The organism is Achromobacter xylosoxidans, from assembly GCF_001457475.1.
Lineage (GTDB): Bacteria > Pseudomonadota > Gammaproteobacteria > Burkholderiales > Burkholderiaceae_B > Achromobacter > Achromobacter xylosoxidans.
Genome location: NZ_LN831029.1, coordinates 229,699 through 247,692 on the forward strand (window position 1 = coordinate 229,699; position 17,994 = coordinate 247,692).

A 17,994-nucleotide genomic window follows, 5' to 3' on the forward strand; every position below is an offset into this window, starting at 1 on the left:
GCGCTTCCAGAAGAACGGGTTGTCTTCTCTCACGTATATAAATAGTGCCACGGTGGTCGCCGGTCAAGTCCCGCGATCACAATATGGGCACGGAATCGATACTTTTTGTGGAAAGGACTCCGTGTTTCGGGCAGGTTAACATTCGGCGACGGATCGTCGTACCGTGGATATACCCTAATCCCGCCCGAATTTTGTTCAGCCTCAGACCCGGAGACCGCTGCCATGCCCGCCGCCCTGGAACTCATTTCCCAGCATCGCTGTTTTGGCGGTTCGCAGCGCTATTACCGCCATGAGTCGGCCGAGATCGGCCTGCCGATGCGTTTTTCCGTCTTCGTCCCGCCCCAGGCCGAGCAGGGGCCGGTGCCGGTGCTGTTCTACCTGGCCGGCCTGACCTGCACCGAGGAAACCTTCATGATCAAGGCCGGCGCCCAGCGCCTGGCCGCCGAGCTGGGCGTGATGCTGGTGGCACCGGATACCAGCCCGCGGGGCGCCAACGTGCCCGGCGAGGACGAAAGCTGGGACCTGGGCACCGGCGCCGGCTTCTATCTGGACGCCACCACCGGCCCCTGGCGCGCCCATTACCGCATGGACAGCTACGTGACGCGTGAATTGCACGCCATCGTCACCAGCGCGCTGCCCGGCGACGCCGCGCGCGTCGGCATCTTCGGGCACTCGATGGGCGGCCATGGCGCCCTGGTGCTGGCGCTGCGCAACCCTGGTCAGTTCCGTTCGGTCTCGGCCTTTGCCCCGATCGCGGCGCCCAGCCTGTGCCCCTGGGGCAAGAAGGCGTTCGGCGCCTACCTGGGCGAGAATCCCGACGACTGGGCCGCCTACGATGCCTCGGCGCTGATGCGCGGCTTGCGCCAGCCGTTTCCCGCGGGCATCCTGATCGATCAGGGCACGGCCGACCAGTTCCTGGCCGAGCAGTTGTATCCCGAGGTATTCGAGGCCGCCTGCGCCACCGCCGGGCAGCCGCTGGAACTGCGCCGCCAGGAAGGTTACGACCACGGCTATTACTTCATCTCCACGTTCATCGAGGATCACATCCGGTTTCACGTCGAGCGGCTTGGAAAACCGGCGGCCTGACGCCCCGCTTCTATACTGGGCGGCCTGCCGAGACAGGCCCGGGGCGCCCGGCATCCGACGCCCGGCCGCGGCGCTCTATGCATAGGATCGCCTGATTTGATCAACGGAATCGCTCCCTTCGTCTGGATCCTGCTGGCCGCGGTGGTCCTTTTCCTGCCGGGCATGGCGATGCTGCTGGGCCGGGGCGGTCCGCGCGATGAGCGCGGCCGGCGCGCCTTCCAGTTCCGGCCCGTGCGCCGCCTGTTTGGCCTGATGCTGCTGTTGCTGGGTGGCGTCTCGGGGCTGCTGGCCCTGTCGCTGGTGCAGTTCTTCCGCCTGACCACCGACGAGCCGGTGGCGCGCATCGAGGTGCGCCAGCAGGCCGAGGGCCAGTTCCAGGTCAGCGCCACCGCGCCGGGCGTGGGCGCCAAGCGGTATGTGCTCTATGGCGACCAGTGGCAGATCGACGCCCGCGTGGTGCGCTGGAAACTGCCGGCGCTGATAGCTGGCCTGCCGCCGTTGTATCGCCTGGAACGCTTGTCCGGCCGATACAGCGATGCGGCGCGCGAGGCCTCGGCCACCCGCTCGGTCCACGCCCTGGACGACTGGCCTGCGCCGGACCTGGGTTCGCTCAAGCAGAGCTTCCCGAACTGGTTTCCCTTCGTCGATGTCCAATTCGGCAGCGCGGCCTACATGCCGTTGTTCGACGGCGCCACCTACCAGGTCTACATGGATCCGCGCGGCGCCTTGTTCGTGCGGCCGGACGGCGAGGCCACCGCCGCCGGCTTGAAGCGCCTGGGCTGGTAGGCGTCCGGCCCGCCGGTCGCGACGCGCGCCCCGGCCCCCATGACACAAAGCCGGCCGCCGCCGGGGGCAAGACAGGCAAATTAAAATTGGGGACGCCCTATAAAAGGGAAACTTTGACGCGCCGCAATAGTCGAATTAGCACTCCCTTTACTAGAGTGCTAACATCGAATCCATGTCTTTACCCCTTTGCATTCCGGAGACCGCCGCAATGAAGCAACCCAGTACCTCGTTGGCCACGTCCGGCAACGCCCTGGCGTTGGCCATCGCCAATCCGGGCGCACTCGGCACGATCGATGCCTACATCTCGGCCGTGAACCGCCTGCCGGTCCTGTCGGCCGAACGCGAAACCGAACTCGGCCGTCGCCTGCGCGACAGCGAAGACCTGGGCGCCGCGCGCGAGCTGGTGCTGTCGCACCTGCGCCTGGTGGTGTCGGTGGCGCGCCAGTACCTGGGTTATGGCTTGCCCCACGCCGACCTGATCCAGGAAGGCAATGTCGGCCTGATGAAGGCCGTCAAGCGTTTCGACCCCGAGCGCGGCGTGCGCCTGGTGTCGTTCGCCGTGCACTGGATCAAGGCCGAGATCCACGAATACATCATCCGCAACTGGCGCCTGGTAAAGGTGGCCACCACCAAGGCCCAGCGCAAGCTGTTCTTCAACCTGCGCAGCATGCGCCCGGACGGACAGACGCTGGATCCCGAGCAGGTCGATCACATCGCCCGCGAACTGAACGTGCGCCGCGAAGACGTCAGCGAAATGGAAGTGCGCCTGTCGGGCCGCGACATGTCGCTCGAGAACCAGGACGACGATGACGACAGCTACGCGCCCATCGCCTACCTGTCCGACGAGGGCCGCCAGGAGCCGACCCGCGTGCTGGAACGCGCCGCCCGCGACCAGTTGCAGAGCTCGGGGCTGTCCAGCGCGCTGGAAGCGCTGGATCCGCGTTCGCGTCGCATCGTCGAAGCCCGCTGGCTGCAGGACGACGGCGGCGCCACGTTGCACGAACTGGCGCAGGAATTCGGCGTGTCGGCCGAACGCATCCGCCAGATCGAGGCCGCGGCGTTGAAGAAGATGCGCGGCAACCTGGCTGCCTGATTGCTGCCTGCTTCCCGCCGTACCCATGCAAAGGGCCGCGATTCGCGGCCCTTTTGCTTTGCGTCGACGGCCGTGCGCGCCGGCGGGAGGGGGGCGCCGCGGCGATGGTCGCGGCGCACCAATAAATTGATACAAATTCGCTGCGAAATAACGGGCGATTTCAGAAACTTAATGAAGCTCGCCCCGCCTAACTTCACGTAGACCGCGAACTTTGGTTGGCAGTCTTGTCATCCGTCTCGGCTTCTCCTCTTTCCCCTCCCCTATGAGACGGATGCTTGCGGGGCACCACGCATATGGTGCCCCGTTTTTTATTGCGCGCGCCAAACGCGTGACGTAGCAGGCGGCCGCGCTGCCAAAGCGTTGTGGGGTTGTCAGGCCGCCGGCTCTCAGGCCGCCCGCGCGCTGTCCGGACCGGGCTGGGCGCCCGTGTGCCACAGCGCGTCCTGCACGCGCCGCACGCCGGTGGCCATGGAGCCGTCCTGGTAGAGCTTGATCCAGCGGTAGCCGGGCGCGAGGTTGTCGACCACGTGCTTGCCATCGCGGATGCTGAACTGGAAGCAGGTGGAAGGCGTGGCCAGCATGCGCAGGTTGTGGCGGCGGCGGTCGAACTCGTGATGCACGTGGCCCCACAGCAGTACCCGCACCTGCGGCCAGCGCGTCAGCAACTTGAACAGCCCCTGGGGATTGTCGATCATCATCGAGTCGTGCCAGTGGTTGTCGATCTGCATCGGGTTGTGGTGCATGGCCAGCAGTGTGTGGCGCCCGGGCGCCTCGGCCAGCGCGGCCTCCAGCAGATCCAGTTGGCTGTCGGGCAGGTGGCCGGCGTTCGAGCCCGGCACGGTGGTGTCCAGCGAGATCACGCGCCATGCGCCGACGTCGGTCACCGGCGTCGACCATTCGGGCAGTTCCTGGCGCAGCGCGGATGGCAGGTCGTGGTTGCCGGGCAGGCAACGGATGCGGGCGCCGTCCAGCGCCGGGGCGGCGCCGAGCATGGCGGCCAGGCGTCGATAGGCGGCGGGCTCGCCGTCCTGGGACAAATCGCCGGTGGCCAGCAGCAGGTCGGGGCGTTTGCCGTCGGCCTCGATCTGCCGCAGCACGGCGCGCAGGCTGGCGTCGGTATTGACGCCAAGCATCACGGTTTCCGGCTCGCCGAAAAGATGGCAATCCGTCAATTGGACCAGCATGGCGGGCGCGTCATTGCGCCGTGCCAGGGAGTGGACGCGTACCAAGTACGGCTCCTGCGAAGTTTCTGCACGGCCCCTACCTTACCGAAAAAACACGCCCGGGCGCGTATCGCCCGCGCCGGCCAGGGTAACGAAACGTGCGGCCGAACGATCTGTTCGCCGGAATCGACAGGAAAACCCGCTATTCTTGTGAAACTTCTCACAAGCTTCACGATCGGAACGCGGCGCTATCCATGGATGTAGGTTTTCTCGTATTCGGCCTGGCCGGGCTGTTGACCCTGGTGTGCTTCATGCCGCCGCTGGCCGGGCGCCTCAAGCTGCCCTATTCGGTGCTGCTGGCAATCGTCGGCTGCCTGCTGGGCATCATCGTGCACGTCCATGGCTGGGCGCCGAGCTGGATCGGCGACTTCCTGGATTCGCTGGAACGCTTCGAGATTTCCTCCGAGACTTTCCTGATGGTGTTCCTGCCGGTGCTGCTGTTCGAGACTGCCCTGTCGATGAACGTGCGGCGCCTGATGGACGATATCGGCCCGATCCTGATGATGGCGATCGTGGCGGTGGTGGTGTGTACCGTGGTGGTGGGCGTGACGCTGGACGCGATCTCGCCCTATGGCCTGGTGGTGTGCCTGCTGCTGGGGGCCATCGTGGCGACCACCGATCCGGTGGCGGTGGTGGGCATCTTCCGCGAAGTGGGCGCGCCCAAGCGCCTGACCACGCTGGTGGAAGGCGAAAGCCTGTTCAACGACGCCGCGTCCATTGCCTTGTACTCGGTGCTGCTGGCCGTGCTGGGCGGGCACGGCGAGCTGACCGCCAGCGGCATCTTCAATGACTTCATCGTGCACTTCATCGGTGGCGGCATCGCCGGTTTCGCCATGGGGCGCCTGGCCTGTTTCCTGTTTGCCTGGCTGCGCGGCTTTCCCACGGCCGAGATCACGCTGACGCTGACGCTGGCCTACCTGTCCTTCTTCATCTCCGAACATTACCTGAACGTGTCGGGCGTGGTCGCCACGGTGATCGCCGGCCTGGTGGTGGGGTCGACCGGCCGCACCCGCATGTCGCCGACGACCTTCGAATACCTGTCGAGCGCGTGGGAACAATTCGGCTTCTGGGCCAATTCCCTCATCTTCCTGTTCGCCGCCATGCTGATTCCCAAGCTGATGGCGGCGGCCGACTGGCAGGAACTGGTGCTGGTGGCGGTGGTGTTCGTGGCGACGCTGGTGGCGCGGGCCATCGTGGTGTTCGGCCTGCTGCCGTTGCTGGGGCTGACCAAACTGGGCACCAAGGTCAGCAATCCCTATAAGGTGGTGATGCTGTGGGGCGGACTGCGCGGCGCGGTGTCGCTGGCCCTGGCCCTGGCCGTGACCGAGCAGACCGGCGTGCCCGAGGAGGCGCGCCAGTTCATCGCCGTGGCCACCACCGGTTTCGTGCTGTTGACGCTGTTCGTCAACGGCATCAGCCTGCGGCCGCTGATCCGCATGCTGGGACTGAACCAGCTGTCGCCGGTCGAGCGCACCATCCGCAACCAGGCGCTGGCGGTGGCGTTGGAGGACCTGCAGGGCAAGACCGACGAGGTTGCCAAGACCGAGCATATCGGCACGGAAGTGCGCGACCGCATCCGCGCCGTGTTCGACGCCAGCCTGACCAGCGTGCACGACGGCCAGGTCAGCCAGATGAGCGACGAGCAGCGGGTGGCGGTGGGCCTGGCGATCGTGGCGCAGCGCGAGGAGGAAATGTTCTTCGACATCCTCAAGGCGCAGATCGTCGACTGGCGCATGGCCGAAACGCTGCTGGCGCGGGCCGAACGGCTGGAGGACGCGATCCGCATGGGCGGGGTGCCGGGCTTCGAGCGCGCCATCATCGCCGACGTGCGCTATTCCACCGGTTTCCGGCTGGCCCTGCGGCTGCACTACCTGTTCGGCTTCCAGGGCTGGCTGGCGCGCGAGCTGGGCCAGCGTTTCGCCAATCTCATGAGCAAGCGGTCGGTGGCGCAGCGGCTGATCATGTTCGCGCGCGAGCAGATCACGCCGCTGCTGGGCGAGACCGCCACGCAGCGCATCGTGGCGCTGCACCAGCGCCGCCTGGACCTGATAGAGAACGCCATGCAGGCGCTGAACCTGCAATACCCGTCGTACGCGCAATGGCTGCAGGAAAGCTATCTGGGCCGGGTGGCGCGCGAACTGGAACGGATCCGCTATCGCGACATGCTGGAGCAGTTCCTGATCAGCGGCGAGGTCTATGCCGACCTGATGGCGCAATTGAAGAGCCGCTGGGCGCACATCGATACGCACCCGCCGCTGGACATCGAAATGAGCGCGGCCGACCTGATCAAGCGCGTGCCGTTGTTCGAGGGGCTGTCGGCCGATTCGCTGCGCGCGATCAGCAAGCTGCTCAAGCCGCGCCTGTCGCTGCCCGACCAGCGGGTGCTGACCAAGGGCCGGCATGGCGAGGAGATGTGCTTCGTGGCGTCGGGGGCGGTGGCGGTGCACCTGCCGGACAACACCATGATCGAACTGGGCAGCGGCGAGTTCTTCGGCGAACTTGGCCTGCTGGGTGAGCAGCAGATCGCGCCCGAGGTGACGTCACTGGGCTACAGCAAGCTGCTGATGCTGTCGTCGCGCGATTTCCATGCCCTGCTGGCGCGTGACGAGCACCTGCGCGAACGCATCCAGGTGGTGGCCAAGCAGCGCCTGCGCGCCATCGAGGTCTGGAAGCAGTTCTCGCAGGCCAACGCGACGGCGGCTCCCGCGCCCGCGCAGGCGCCCGTGCCTTCGCCGGCCCAGGCTGCGGCGGCGGCCGAAGCTGCCGGGGTGGCTGCCGGCGACGAACTCGACGCGCGCGCGGTGCAGGCGCTGCGGGCGGCCGAGCCGGGCGCGCCGGCCGCGCCCACGGCTACGCCGGTGGCGCCGCAACAGGTGGAGACGCGCCGGGTCGAAAACCCGCCGGTCGAAACGGATGAAATCCAGGCGCGTGAATCGGGCGCGGCGCCGGGCGGCGCCAGCGCCTGACCCCCAGCCCGCGTCGCCGGCTCAGATCTCGCCGGCGGCGCGGCGCTGCATGATGTCTTCGATGATCACCAGCGCGGCTTCCAACGTGAATTCGCCCTCCGCCACGCGGCGGACCACCGTGTCGACGTCGGCCGCGGCAATTTCCATCACTTCTCCGTCACGGTTGGCGGGCCTGGCGTCGGCCGCCAGCACACAGGTGCTGGTGAGCACGTCCTCGACCTGGTAGCCCTCGGGCAGGCGGCGATGGATGCGCAGGATGGTGCGTAGCGGCGAGCGCCGCGTCAGGTCGGGCGCGTCCAGCCCGGCTTCTTCGCCGCATTCGCGCACCAGCGCCGATTCAAGCGGTTCGCCGCTGCCGGCCAGGCCGCCAACCAGGGTGTCCCACATGCCGGGGTCGGTGGACTTGCTGAGCGCGCGGCGGGCGATCCAGATGCGGCCATCCGGGGTCCAGGCGTTCAGGTGCACCGCCTTGGTCAACAGACCCAGCGGCCGCACCGCCGCGCGTTCGATCACGCCCAGCGCAATGTCGCCGTCCAGGACGTCGAGCAATTCATCGCGCCAGCCCCTCAGGCAGTTGGCTTGGCGCAACAGTTGCGCGGTCTGTTCGAGCACGCCATCGAGCGCCGGGCCGGGGGCAACGCCGCGCCGATGCGCAGCGCGTCGGTATCCACGTCGATGTGCGCGGCTCCCTGGAGGGCGTCACAGGCGGCATGCGTGGCCCAGCCGCAGCGTCGTCCCGCTATATAGAGAGCGTGCGCGCCCGCGGGGGCGGGCTCCTGGGCGCGAGCGCGCAAGGCGGCATACAGATCGGACAGCTGCTTGGGCATTGGGAGGCCGTTGTGATGGGACTGCCGGGATTTTATGCCACCCGGTTTATCCGGCGCGTCAAGGGGGCGCGGGCAGATGGGGGCGGGCCGCATGAATTCAAGGGCACAAACTTACATCTGTTTGCGCGTCCGCTATAATCCGCCAGTTTCTTTGTGATTTCGAGTGGGAATGCGGGGGCCGCTCTATCTCCCCCTGCCTAGCCCTGCCATCTAATAATTGCGCGTAGTCCTGTTGCAGTGACATCCGTGCCACTAGGCGACAAGGGCCTTCGCGCCGTGTTTCGAGGTAAGCATGAAGAAGTGGAGAGGGATACTGGGCGCTTGTGCGCTGCTGATTGGCAGCGCGGCCATCGCTCAGGTGCAAGACATGCCCGGCGGCCCGAAGGTCAATCAGCTGAACCTGCATGAAGGCGTCACACAGATCACGCGTGATGTCATGTGGCTGCACTGGCTGCTGCTCACGATCTGTATTGTGATTTTCGTGGGCGTCTTCGGAGTGATGTTCTACTCCATCTGGGCGCACCGGAAATCCCGCGGACACAAGGCCGCGACCTTCCACGAACACCTCGGCGTGGAAGTGGCCTGGACGGTCATCCCCTTCATCATCGTCATCGCCATGGCGCTGCCGGCCACCAAGACGGTCGTGGCCATGAAAGACACTTCCAGCGCGGACCTGACCATCAAGGTCACCGGCTATCAATGGAAGTGGGGCTACGAGTATCTCGACGGCCCCGCCGCCGGCGTCAAATTCCTCTCCACCCTGTCGACCCCGCGCGCCCAGATCGAAGGCCGCGAGGCCAAGGGCCAGTTCTACCTGATGGAAACGGACAACCACATGGTGGTGCCCGTGGACAAGAAGGTACGCGTCGTCCTGACCGCCGCCGACGTCATCCACTCGTGGATGATTCCCGACTTCGGCGTCAAGCAGGATGCGATCCCCGGTTTCCTGCGCGACGCCTGGTTCCGCGCCGAAAAACCCGGTATCTACCGTGGCCAGTGCGCCGAATTGTGCGGCAAGGACCACGCCTTCATGCCCATCGTCGTGGAAGTCCTGGCGCAAGCGGACTACGATAAGTGGGTTGAAGACCAAAAGAAGAGGATGGCGGCAAACGCCGACGATCCCAATAAAGAGTGGACGGAAGCCGAACTGGTTGCCCGTGGCGAGAAGGTCTTCGCCGCCAATTGCGTGGCCTGTCACCAGGCCAACGGCAAGGGCATCCCGGGCAGCTTCCCGGCCCTCGATGGAGACAAGGTTGTTCTGGGCCCGAAAGCGGAACAGATCAACACCGTGCTCAAGGGCAAGCCGAACACCGCCATGGCGGCATTCGGCCCGCAGCTCAATGATGTCGAGATCGCCGCGGTCATCAGCTATACGCGCCATGCCTGGAGCAACGCCGGCAAGGGGCAGGACCCGACAGTGATGCCGAAGGATGTCGCGGCCGCGCGTTGATCGCGCCCCGCTTTCCCATCGCAGAGCTGGTTCCGTTTAGTCAGAGATACCCTGCCGGTTCCGTGGAACGGAGCCGGCACTCAGCAGGAAGGAGTCCATCATGAGCAGCGTCACTGTAGACCACGTGTCGCCGGGCCACGGCCACGGTCACGATGACCACCACCACGCCACCCCCACCGGCTGGCGCCGCTGGCTTTTCGCCACCAACCACAAAGACATCGGGACGATGTATCTCATCTTCTCGTTCGTCATGCTGCTCGAAGGCGGCACGCTGGCGCTGCTGCTGCGTACCGAGCTGTTCGAGCCGGGCCTGCAGTTCTTCCGCCCCGAACTGTTCAACCAGTTCACCACCATGCACGGCCTGATCATGGTGTTCGGCGCCATCATGCCGGCGTTCGTGGGTTTCGCGAACTGGATGATCCCGATGCAGATCGGCGCGTCCGACATGGCCTTCGCCCGCATGAACAACTTCAGCTTCTGGCTGCTGCCGGTGGCCGCGATCATGCTGACGGCCTCGTTCTTCGTGCCGGGCGGCGCCACCGCCGCCGGCTGGACGCTGTATGCGCCGCTGTCGCTGCAGATGGGCCCGGGCATGGACCTGGCCATCTTCGCGATGCACATCATGGGCGCGTCCTCGATCATGGGCGCCATCAACATCATCGTGACCGTGCTGAACATGCGCGCGCCCGGCATGACGCTGATGAAGATGCCGCTGTTCTGCTGGACCTGGCTGATCACCGCGTTCCTGCTGCTGGCCGTGATGCCGGTGCTGGCCGCCGCCATCACCATGGTGCTGACCGACCGCCACTTCGGCACCGGCTTCTTCAACGCCGCCGCCGGCGGCGACCCGGTGCTGTACCAGCACGTGTTCTGGTTCTTCGGGCACCCCGAGGTCTACATCATGATCCTGCCGGCGTTCGGTATCGTGTCGGCCATCGTGCCCGCGTTCGCCCGCAAGAAGCTGTTCGGCTACGCCTCGATGGTGTACGCGACCGCCTCGATCGCCGTGCTGTCGTTCATCGTGTGGGCGCACCACATGTTCACCACGGGCATGCCGGTGACCGGCCAGCTGTACTTCATGTACGCCACCATGCTCATCTCCATCCCGACCGGGGTGAAGGTGTTCAACTGGGTCGCCACCATGTGGCGCGGGTCGATGACGTTCGAGACGCCGATGCTGTTCTCGATCGGCTTCATCTTCGTGTTCACGATGGGCGGCTTCACCGGCCTGATCCTGTCGGTGGCGCCGATCGACATCCAGGTGCATGACACGTATTACGTGGTGGCCCACTTCCACTACGTGCTGGTGGCCGGCTCGCTGTTCGCGCTGTTCGCCGGCACCTACTACTGGCTGCCCAAGTGGACCGGCCGCATGTACAGCGAAAAGCTGGGCAAGCTGCACTTCTGGTCGACGCTGATCTCGTTCAACGTGACCTTCTTCCCGATGCACTTCCTGGGCCTGGCCGGCATGCCGCGCCGCTATGCCGACTACGCCGCGCAGTTCACGACGTTCCACCAGATCGCCACCATCGGCGCCTTCTGGTTCGGCCTGTCGCAGCTGATCTTCCTGTGGGCCGTGCTGCGTTGCTACATGGGCAAGGGCGAGCAGGCCGCGGCCAAGCCGTGGGAAGGCGCCGAAGGACTGGAATGGACCGTGCCGTCGCCCGCCCCGTTCCATACCTTCGAGACGCCGCCCGAAGTCAAGTGAGCGCCGATCCGAAACCCGCAACAGGCAGCATGGCCATGACCCCCGAGCAGCGCCGACGCAACAAGATCGCAGGACTGGTTCTGCTGGTATTCGTCATCGCCGTGTTCGCCTGGACCGTGTTCCGCGGTTCGGCGCTGCTGGCGGGCAAGGCCATCGGCGGCTAGCGGGCCACGAGATGAGCGACGACCTGCGCGAATCCGCCCAGCGCAAGCTGAGCTTCTTCCAGACGATGAAGGCGGTGGCGTGGGGATTTTTCGGCGTCCGCAAGGGCGCGGGCTATCGCGAGGACAGCGCCAGGCTCAATCCCGTCCATGTGATCGTGGCGGGGCTGCTGGCGGCGGCGATCTTCGTGGCCGTGCTGGTGTTAATTGTGCGTTGGGCGGTATCCAGCCTGACTTGAATCACTTAATTCTATAAATCAGTACCAGGGAGAAAGCCATGAGTGCAAGCCACTCGGTTCAAGGTAAAGAGGCACCCTATTACTACGTGCCCGCCGATTCGGGGCATCCCGTGCGCACGGCCGTGGCGCTGCTGCTCATGGGCCTGGGCGCCGCGGGCTGGATCAACGGCGTGAGCTGGGCCAAGTGGTCGGTGCTGGCCGGCTTCATCGCGCTGATCGTGGTGCTGTATTACTGGTTCGGCGACGCCATCCAGGAATCCGAGGCCGGCATGAACAGCAAGCGCATCGACGGGTCGTACCGTTGGGGCATGAGCTGGTTCATCTTCTCGGAAGTGATGTTCTTCGCGGCGTTCTTCGGCGCGCTCTGGTATGTGCGCACCATCACCACACCGTGGCTGGGCGACATGGACCACCGCCTGATGCTGTGGCCCGACTTCCAGGCGGTGTGGCCCAACTTCGGCCCGGCCGGCGTGGTCGAGCACTTCCAGACCGTGGGCCCCTTCTGGCTGCCGACCATCAACACCGCGTTGCTGCTGAGCTCGGGCGTGACGCTGACCATCGCCCACCATGCGCTGCGCGAGAACCATCGCGGCAAGACCATGTTCTGGCTGGCCGCCACGGTCATCCTCGGGTTCATCTTCGTGGCCTGCCAGGCCGCTGAATACCACCACGCGTACACCGAGCTGAACCTCAAGTTCAATTCGGGCGCCTACGGTTCGCTGTTCTACATGCTGACGGGCTTTCACGGCTTCCACGTGATCCTGGGCGCCACCATGCTGACGGTCATCCTGATCCGCCTGATGCGCGGCCATTTCCGGCCCGACCACCACTTCGGCTTCGAGGGCGCCGCCTGGTACTGGCACTTCGTGGACGTGGTGTGGCTGGGCCTGTACCTGTTCGTCTACTGGTTCTGAGGCGTGGGCCCGGCGCTGCCGGGCCGATCGGCTGGACGGGGCGAGGCTGGCGGGCCGCCGGGAAACCGGCGCCGCCGGCCTCGCCCTTCGCTTGATGGCGGTCCGTGTTCCAATAGGGCTGGTCGCGTGGCCGGGGAACCGGCCGGACGCGGGTTTATCTAAAACCGGTGCTTTCGATCCAGCCCATGTGATGGGCGAACAGCACGAACAGGAACAGGGCAACCGACAGGCCGATGCGCACCGTCAGCGCGTTGACCGTGCGGTTGGTGCTGCCTTTGTCCCGCATCAGGTAGACCAGGGCGGATGCCAGACTGGCCAGGATACCGATGAAGGCCAGAACGACGAAAACGCGCATGATGGTCTCCGGACAAAATCGATTGATTCAATACAGATGGCTCGACCGCATTCAACCCGCTACACGGTAGCCGCCTTGCTCCTGCTGGGGATCGCCGTGGTGATCCTGGCGTCGCTGGGCCAATGGCAATTGCGGCGGGCCGACGAGCGACGCGACATTCTGGCGGCTATCGAGGCCGGCCGCAAGCAAGCGCCGCTGGTGCTGGCGCCGTCGACCGCGCCGGCCGACATGAAGCCGTGGCGCGTGGCGCAGGCCAGCGGCACTTGGCTGCCCGAATTCAGTGTACTGCTGGACAACCGCAACCATGAAGGCAAGCCGGGCTACTGGCTGGCCACGCCGCTGCTGCTGGATGCCGGCAGCCGCCACGCGGTGCTGGTGCTGCGCGGCTGGCTGCCGCGGGTGATCCAGGGCCAGGGCGCGCCGGCGCTGCCGGCCACGCCCGACGGCGCGCAGACCATCAAGGGCGAGCTGTCGCCGCGCGTGCCGCGCATGTTCGAGCTGTGGTCGCTGGGGGGCCAGGACGCCTCCAGCCTGCCGGAGCGCCTGCCGCTCGCCGGCGGCGCCGTGCCACAGGTGCAGAACCTGCCGCTGGAGGCCTACGCCAAGGCCACCGGACTGACGCTGCTGCCCACCGTGGTGAGCCAGTTCGGCACCGGCGAGGACGACGGCCTGGTGCACGACTGGCCGCAGCCGTCGGTGAATTTCCAGCAGAACACGGTCTATGCCGTCGAATGGTTTTCCTTCGCCTTGTTTGCCGCCATTGCGTGGCTGGTGGTGCTGGGGGGCGCCATCAAGCGCATGCGCCAACGCGCCGCGGCCAACGACCCGGCGGCCTGACCGCCCTTTCCGACAACAGAATCCATGACCCACGCGGCTCGCGACATGACTGCTTCCAAACCCGTACGGCGCTCGCTGACACCGATGGTGCTGGTGTTCCTGTGCACGCTGGCGCCGATCGTGGCGGCCTTCGTGGTCTACATGAATCCGCAGTGGTGGCCGGCGGACGCCAGCAACTATGGCCAGTTGGTCGAGCCGCAGCGGCCGATGCCCGCGCCGGAGGCGCTCAAGCTGACCACGCTGGATGGCAAGCCGTTCGACCTGCAGAGCCTGAAGGGCAAGTGGCTGCTGGTGGCGGCCGACGGCGCGGCCTGCCCGGAAAGCTGCGCCCGCAAGCTCTACATCACCCGCAACACCCATGCCAGCCAGGGCAAGAACGTCGACCGCCTGGCGCGCGTCTGGTTCATCACCGACGACGGCCCGGTGCCGGACAAGGTGCTGCAGGCCTACCAGGGCACGATCATGCTGCGCGCCGATCCGGACCAGTTGGCGCGCTTCCTGCTGGCGCGCGAGGCCGCGGCCGGCCAGCCCGGCCTGGCGCAGCCGATCTGGGTGATCGATCCCCTGGGCAACCTGATGATGCAGTATCCCGCCGACGCCGACGGCGTGAAGGTGCGCAAGGACATCAGCAAGCTGGTCTATAACTCGCGCATCGGTTGAATCGGTATTCAGTTGGTTTCCATGGAACGCATCAAAGCGCGGTATCGCAAACTCGTCTTCTTCACCTGGTTCCTGACGCTGGACCTGATCATGTTCGGCGCCTTCGTGCGCCTGACGGACTCGGGCCTGGGCTGCCCGGACTGGCCCGGCTGCTACGGCAGCGTCACGCCGCTGGGCGCGATGGGCGACATCCACGAGGCCTCGCAGGCCATGCCGTTCGGCCCGGTGACCTTGTCCAAGGCCTGGATCGAGATGATCCACCGCTATGTCGGCTCGATCCTGGGCATGCTGATCATCGGCATCGTCTACATGGCCTGGCGCTACCGCCGCGAACTGGGCCGCTCGCCGGCCCTGGCGGTGACCACGCTGGTGGCGGTGTGCGTGCAGGGCGCGTTCGGCGCCTGGACCGTGACGCACAAGCTGATGCCCGCCGTGGTCACGGCGCACCTGGTGTTCGGCCTGTCGGTGCTGGCGCTGATGACCTGGTTGTCGGCGCGTGAACGCCCGCACCATGCGGTGGCCGCCGCGGCGCGGCGTTTCAGGCCCTGGGTGGTCGGCGGCTTCATCCTGCTGCTGATCCAGGTGACGCTGGGCGGCTGGGTCAGCACCAATTACGCGGCTCTTGCCTGCATGGATTTCCCCATGTGCCACGGCAAATGGGTGCCTGACATGGATTTCCATGGCGGCTATTCGATCATCCGCGCGCTGGGCGAGCTGCCGTCCGGCGAAATGATCTCGCAACCGGCGCTGACGGCGATCCACTGGGTGCACCGCAATTTCGCCTTCGTCGTGTTCGCGTACCTGGGCGTGCTGGCCTGGCGCCTGCGGGCCGACCGGGGGCTGCGCGGCCCCGCCACGCTGATGCTGGCGCTGCTGGGCGCCCAGCTGCTGACCGGGCTGACGACCATTTTCTTCCAGTGGCCATTATTGATCGCCGTGCTGCACAATGGCGGGGCGGCCGGCCTGACGCTGGCCGCCGTCGTCCTCATGGTGCGCCTGTCCACGGCGGGCGGCGCGCCGGCCGGGGGCTACGGCCCCAATTCGGTGCGCGTTTAAAATAGGGTGCATGATGACCAGTCTTGCCGCTCCCCAATCCGGATTGCTCCGCCAATATTTCGTGCTCACCAAGCCGCGCGTCACCCAGTTGGCGGTGTTCTGCGCGGTGATCGGCATGTTCCTGGCCGTGCCGGGCGTACCCGACATGCGCCGCGTGCTGTTCGGCACCCTGGGCATCTGGTTGCTGGCCGCGGCCGCCTTCGCCATCAATTGCCTGATCGAGCAGGAAGTCGACGCCCGCATGCTGCGCACGGCGCGGCGCGCCACCGCGCGCGGCACCATTTCCGCGTACCAGGTGCTGGGCCTGTCGGGCCTGCTGGGCGGGGCCGGCATGTTCGTGCTGTACACGCTGGTCAACCCGTTGACCATGTGGCTGACCTTTGCCACCTTCGTCGGCTACGCGGTGATCTACACCGTCATCCTCAAGCCGCGCACGCCGCAGAATATCGTCATCGGCGGCCTGTCGGGCGCCATGCCGCCGGCGCTGGGCTGGGCGGCGGTGGCCGATTCGGTGCCGGCCGAGGCCTGGCTGCTGGTGCTGATCATCTTCATCTGGACGCCGCCGCATTTCTGGGCGCTGGCGCTGTATCGCAACCATGACTACGTCAAGGCCGGCCTGCCCATGCTGCCGGTGACGCACGGCCAGCAGTTCACGCGTCTGCAGATCCTGCTCTACAGCATCGCGCTGGTCGCCACCACGCTGCTGCCCACCGCGATCCGCATGAGCGGCGCGCTGTACCTGGCGTCGGCGCTGGTGCTGGGCGGCATGTTCGTGTCGTATGCCTGGCGCCTGTACCGCAACTACAGCGACGAGCTGGCGCGCAGCATGTTCCGTTTTTCCATTCTCTACCTGGCGCTGTTGTTCGGCGCCCTGCTGGTGGACCACTGGGTCGCGCTGATCTGACCCCCTGGAGATGTCGATGTCCGTATTTTCCGCCAGTCGGCGCCTGGCCCTGCGCCTGGCCACGGCCGCCGCTTTCACCGTCGCCCTGGCCGCCTGCGGCGACAACGCGCCGCAGTTCAAGGGCAGCGACATCAGCGGCACCCAGCTGGGCCGCGGGTTGGAGCTGTCGGACTACAACGGCAAGACGCGCACGCTGCAGGACTTCGCTGGCAAGGCGGTGGTGGTGTTCTTCGGCTTCACGCAGTGCCCGGATGTCTGCCCGACCTCGCTGGCCGAGCTGACGGAGGTCATGAAAAAGCTGGGCCCGGACGCCGAGCGCGTCCAGGTGCTGCTGATCACGGTGGATCCCGAGCGCGACACGCCGGAAGTGCTCAAGCAATACGTAACCGCGTTCGACCCGCGTTTTCTGGGTTTGACCGGCACGCCCGACCAGGTGAAGAAGGCGGCGGCCTCGTTCAAGGCCTATTACGCCAAGGCGCCGACCAAGGACGGCAACTACACCATGGACCACACCGCGGCCTTCTACCTGCTCGACGGCAAGGGTGAATCGCGCGTGCTGGCCAACAACAACATCGGGGTCGATGCCCTGGTGCACGACATCCAGGCCCTGCTCAAGGGTTGATGCCGCCGCCGCGGTCGGCCAGCCGGGCAGGCATCGGCAGGCGCTGCCGCGCGATCGGGTGTGCGGCCTATGGCGTCATTCGCCGCCCGCGGCCCGCCAGCGGGCCAGCGCATCGCGCGCCTTGTCGCCGATATCCGCCATGGGCAGTTCGCGGCGGTGCGACATGATCATCAGGGCATAGGGGGTGGCCAGCGCGGCCGCCTCCGGGCACAGGCGCGATTCGTCGCCGGTGGACGGCGAGACATTGCGCCAATAGTTGATGGCCGCTTCGATCTGAGGCAAGGTGATGGCATTCATGGTCCTATTTTCCACGAATGCCGCGGGCTGTCCAACCGCTTCGGCGCAGCAATGAAGCGTCACCATCGCAACATGCCGAAACCGCATCCGGGTGCTATACCACTGCCGGTTAGTAACGATGGAGCATCGTCATGAATTATCCCGCCCCAACCGAATCTCCCCGCCGCGGCCTGCATCCGCTGGTCGCGGCCGCCGCCATCGCGGTGATCGTCATGTGCTCGGTCGGCGTGGCCGCCGTGATGGGCTGGCTGCCGACGCCGTCGGCCACCCCGCACGCCGAGGACCCGGCGCTGGCCCAGCCCGGGCCCGAGGCCGCCAATCTGGCGCCGGCCCAGCCCGCGACGCCTGGCCAGCCGCAAGCGCCGGCCGCGCGGCCGCCAGCCCAGGCGCAGGCCCAGCAGCCCCAGGCGCAAGGCCGCCCTGCGCCGGCCCCAGCCCCGGCGGCGCAGGCCTGCCGCAATTGCGGCGTGGTTGAATCGATCCGCCAGGTGCAGGTGCCGGTCAAGGACAATAGCGACCACCTGGTCGGCACCATTGCTGGCGGCGTGGCCGGCGGCGTGGTCGGCAACCAGTTCGGCGGCGGCAGCGGCAAGACCGCGCTGACCGTGCTGGGCGCGGTGGGCGGCGCTTTGGCAGGCCGTGAAGTTGAGCGTAATATCAGGCAGCAACAAACGGTGACGCACTATGAGCTCACGGTACGCATGAACGACGGCAGCTCGCGCCAATTCCGCAGCGCGCAGCCGTTCGCCTTCGCGTCCGGCGACCACGTGCGGGTGGAGAATAATCAGCTGCTGCCGGGATGACCACGCC

General features: G+C 66.5%; 18 protein-coding genes and 1 pseudogene. 15 read left to right on the forward strand and 4 right to left on the reverse strand.

What is annotated here, in order from left to right:
• Positions 1–222 precede the first annotated feature (222 nt).
• From fghA to rpoH, 3 genes are all read left to right on the forward strand, one after another.
• Entirely contained in the window at positions 223–1,086 is an 864-nt protein-coding gene (fghA, locus tag AT699_RS01095; RefSeq protein ID WP_006388086.1) for an S-formylglutathione hydrolase, read from the forward strand.
• Positions 1,087–1,182: 96 nt separating this feature from the next.
• The gene (locus AT699_RS01100) at positions 1,183–1,872 is read left to right on the forward strand and encodes a hypothetical protein (protein WP_024067437.1); all 690 of its coding nucleotides are present in this window, start codon (positions 1,183–1,185) and stop codon (positions 1,870–1,872) included.
• 208 nt (positions 1,873–2,080) lie between these two features.
• A complete protein-coding gene (gene rpoH / locus AT699_RS01105) occupies positions 2,081–2,965 on the forward strand; it encodes an RNA polymerase sigma factor RpoH (RefSeq protein WP_006388088.1) in 885 nt (294 codons plus the stop codon).
• A 386-nt stretch (positions 2,966–3,351) separates the two neighbouring features.
• On the opposite strand, the gene AT699_RS01110 is transcribed toward rpoH, so the two are convergent.
• Entirely contained in the window at positions 3,352–4,194 is an 843-nt protein-coding gene (locus AT699_RS01110; RefSeq protein WP_058207203.1) for a phosphodiesterase, read from the reverse strand.
• A 188-nt stretch (positions 4,195–4,382) separates the two neighbouring features.
• Here AT699_RS01110 and AT699_RS01115 point away from each other — a divergent pair, with 188 nt between their 5' ends.
• Entirely contained in the window at positions 4,383–7,154 is a 2,772-nt protein-coding gene (locus AT699_RS01115) for a cation:proton antiporter (protein ID WP_024067439.1), read from the forward strand.
• A gap of 21 nt (positions 7,155–7,175) precedes the next feature.
• Here the strand turns inward: AT699_RS01115 and AT699_RS01120 are convergent.
• Positions 7,176–7,981, reverse strand: a pseudogene (locus tag AT699_RS01120) (NUDIX hydrolase).
• 292 nt (positions 7,982–8,273) lie between these two features.
• Here AT699_RS01120 and coxB point away from each other — a divergent pair.
• The 5 genes from coxB (at position 8,274) to AT699_RS01140 (ending at position 12,453) form a co-directional block, all read left to right on the forward strand.
• The gene (gene coxB / locus AT699_RS01125) at positions 8,274–9,431 is read left to right on the forward strand and encodes a cytochrome c oxidase subunit II (RefSeq protein ID WP_024067440.1); all 1,158 of its coding nucleotides are present in this window, start codon (positions 8,274–8,276) and stop codon (positions 9,429–9,431) included.
• Between the two features lie 100 nt (positions 9,432–9,531).
• Positions 9,532–11,139 carry a cytochrome c oxidase subunit I gene (ctaD, locus tag AT699_RS01130; RefSeq protein ID WP_006388093.1) on the forward strand — a complete coding sequence of 536 codons (1,608 nt, stop codon included), beginning with the start codon at positions 9,532–9,534 and terminating at the stop codon, positions 11,137–11,139.
• 35 nt (positions 11,140–11,174) lie between these two features.
• On the forward strand, positions 11,175–11,303 hold the full coding sequence (locus tag AT699_RS32115) for a cytochrome oxidase small assembly protein (RefSeq protein ID WP_020925592.1): 129 nt from the start codon (positions 11,175–11,177) through the stop codon (positions 11,301–11,303).
• 11 nt (positions 11,304–11,314) lie between these two features.
• Positions 11,315–11,539, forward strand: coding sequence for a DUF2970 domain-containing protein (locus tag AT699_RS01135; RefSeq protein WP_006388094.1), 225 nt, complete (start codon positions 11,315–11,317; stop codon positions 11,537–11,539).
• A gap of 38 nt (positions 11,540–11,577) precedes the next feature.
• The gene (locus tag AT699_RS01140; protein ID WP_024067442.1) at positions 11,578–12,453 is read left to right on the forward strand and encodes a cytochrome c oxidase subunit 3; all 876 of its coding nucleotides are present in this window, start codon (positions 11,578–11,580) and stop codon (positions 12,451–12,453) included.
• 154 nt (positions 12,454–12,607) lie between these two features.
• On the opposite strand, the gene AT699_RS01145 is transcribed toward AT699_RS01140, so the two are convergent.
• Positions 12,608–12,808: a twin transmembrane helix small protein gene (locus tag AT699_RS01145; RefSeq protein WP_006388096.1), complete on the reverse strand. Its 201-nt coding sequence runs from the start codon at positions 12,806–12,808 to the stop codon at positions 12,608–12,610.
• Positions 12,809–12,844: 36 nt separating this feature from the next.
• Here AT699_RS01145 and AT699_RS01150 point away from each other — a divergent pair, with 36 nt between their 5' ends.
• From AT699_RS01150 to AT699_RS01170, 5 genes are read left to right on the forward strand one after another with little or no spacing between them, the layout of a single operon-like run.
• The gene (locus tag AT699_RS01150; protein WP_024067443.1) at positions 12,845–13,645 is read left to right on the forward strand and encodes an SURF1 family protein; all 801 of its coding nucleotides are present in this window, start codon (positions 12,845–12,847) and stop codon (positions 13,643–13,645) included.
• A gap of 45 nt (positions 13,646–13,690) precedes the next feature.
• Positions 13,691–14,305 (forward strand): SCO family protein, encoded by a 615-nt coding sequence (locus AT699_RS01155; RefSeq protein WP_223203271.1) that lies wholly within the window; start codon positions 13,691–13,693, stop codon positions 14,303–14,305.
• A 21-nt stretch (positions 14,306–14,326) separates the two neighbouring features.
• Positions 14,327–15,361 (forward strand): COX15/CtaA family protein, encoded by a 1,035-nt coding sequence (locus AT699_RS01160; RefSeq protein WP_006388099.1) that lies wholly within the window; start codon positions 14,327–14,329, stop codon positions 15,359–15,361.
• A 13-nt stretch (positions 15,362–15,374) separates the two neighbouring features.
• A complete protein-coding gene (cyoE, locus tag AT699_RS01165) occupies positions 15,375–16,265 on the forward strand; it encodes a heme o synthase (RefSeq protein ID WP_026383355.1) in 891 nt (296 codons plus the stop codon).
• 16 nt (positions 16,266–16,281) lie between these two features.
• Positions 16,282–16,887 (forward strand): SCO family protein, encoded by a 606-nt coding sequence (locus AT699_RS01170; protein ID WP_006388101.1) that lies wholly within the window; start codon positions 16,282–16,284, stop codon positions 16,885–16,887.
• A 75-nt stretch (positions 16,888–16,962) separates the two neighbouring features.
• Here the strand turns inward: AT699_RS01170 and AT699_RS01175 are convergent, their stop codons facing one another.
• Entirely contained in the window at positions 16,963–17,184 is a 222-nt protein-coding gene (locus AT699_RS01175) for a DUF3717 domain-containing protein (RefSeq protein ID WP_006388102.1), read from the reverse strand.
• A gap of 131 nt (positions 17,185–17,315) precedes the next feature.
• Here AT699_RS01175 and AT699_RS01180 point away from each other — a divergent pair, with 131 nt between their 5' ends.
• Positions 17,316–17,987, forward strand: a complete 672-nt coding sequence (locus AT699_RS01180) for an outer membrane lipoprotein (RefSeq protein WP_054442549.1) — start codon at positions 17,316–17,318, stop codon at positions 17,985–17,987.
• Positions 17,988–17,994 lie beyond the last annotated feature (7 nt).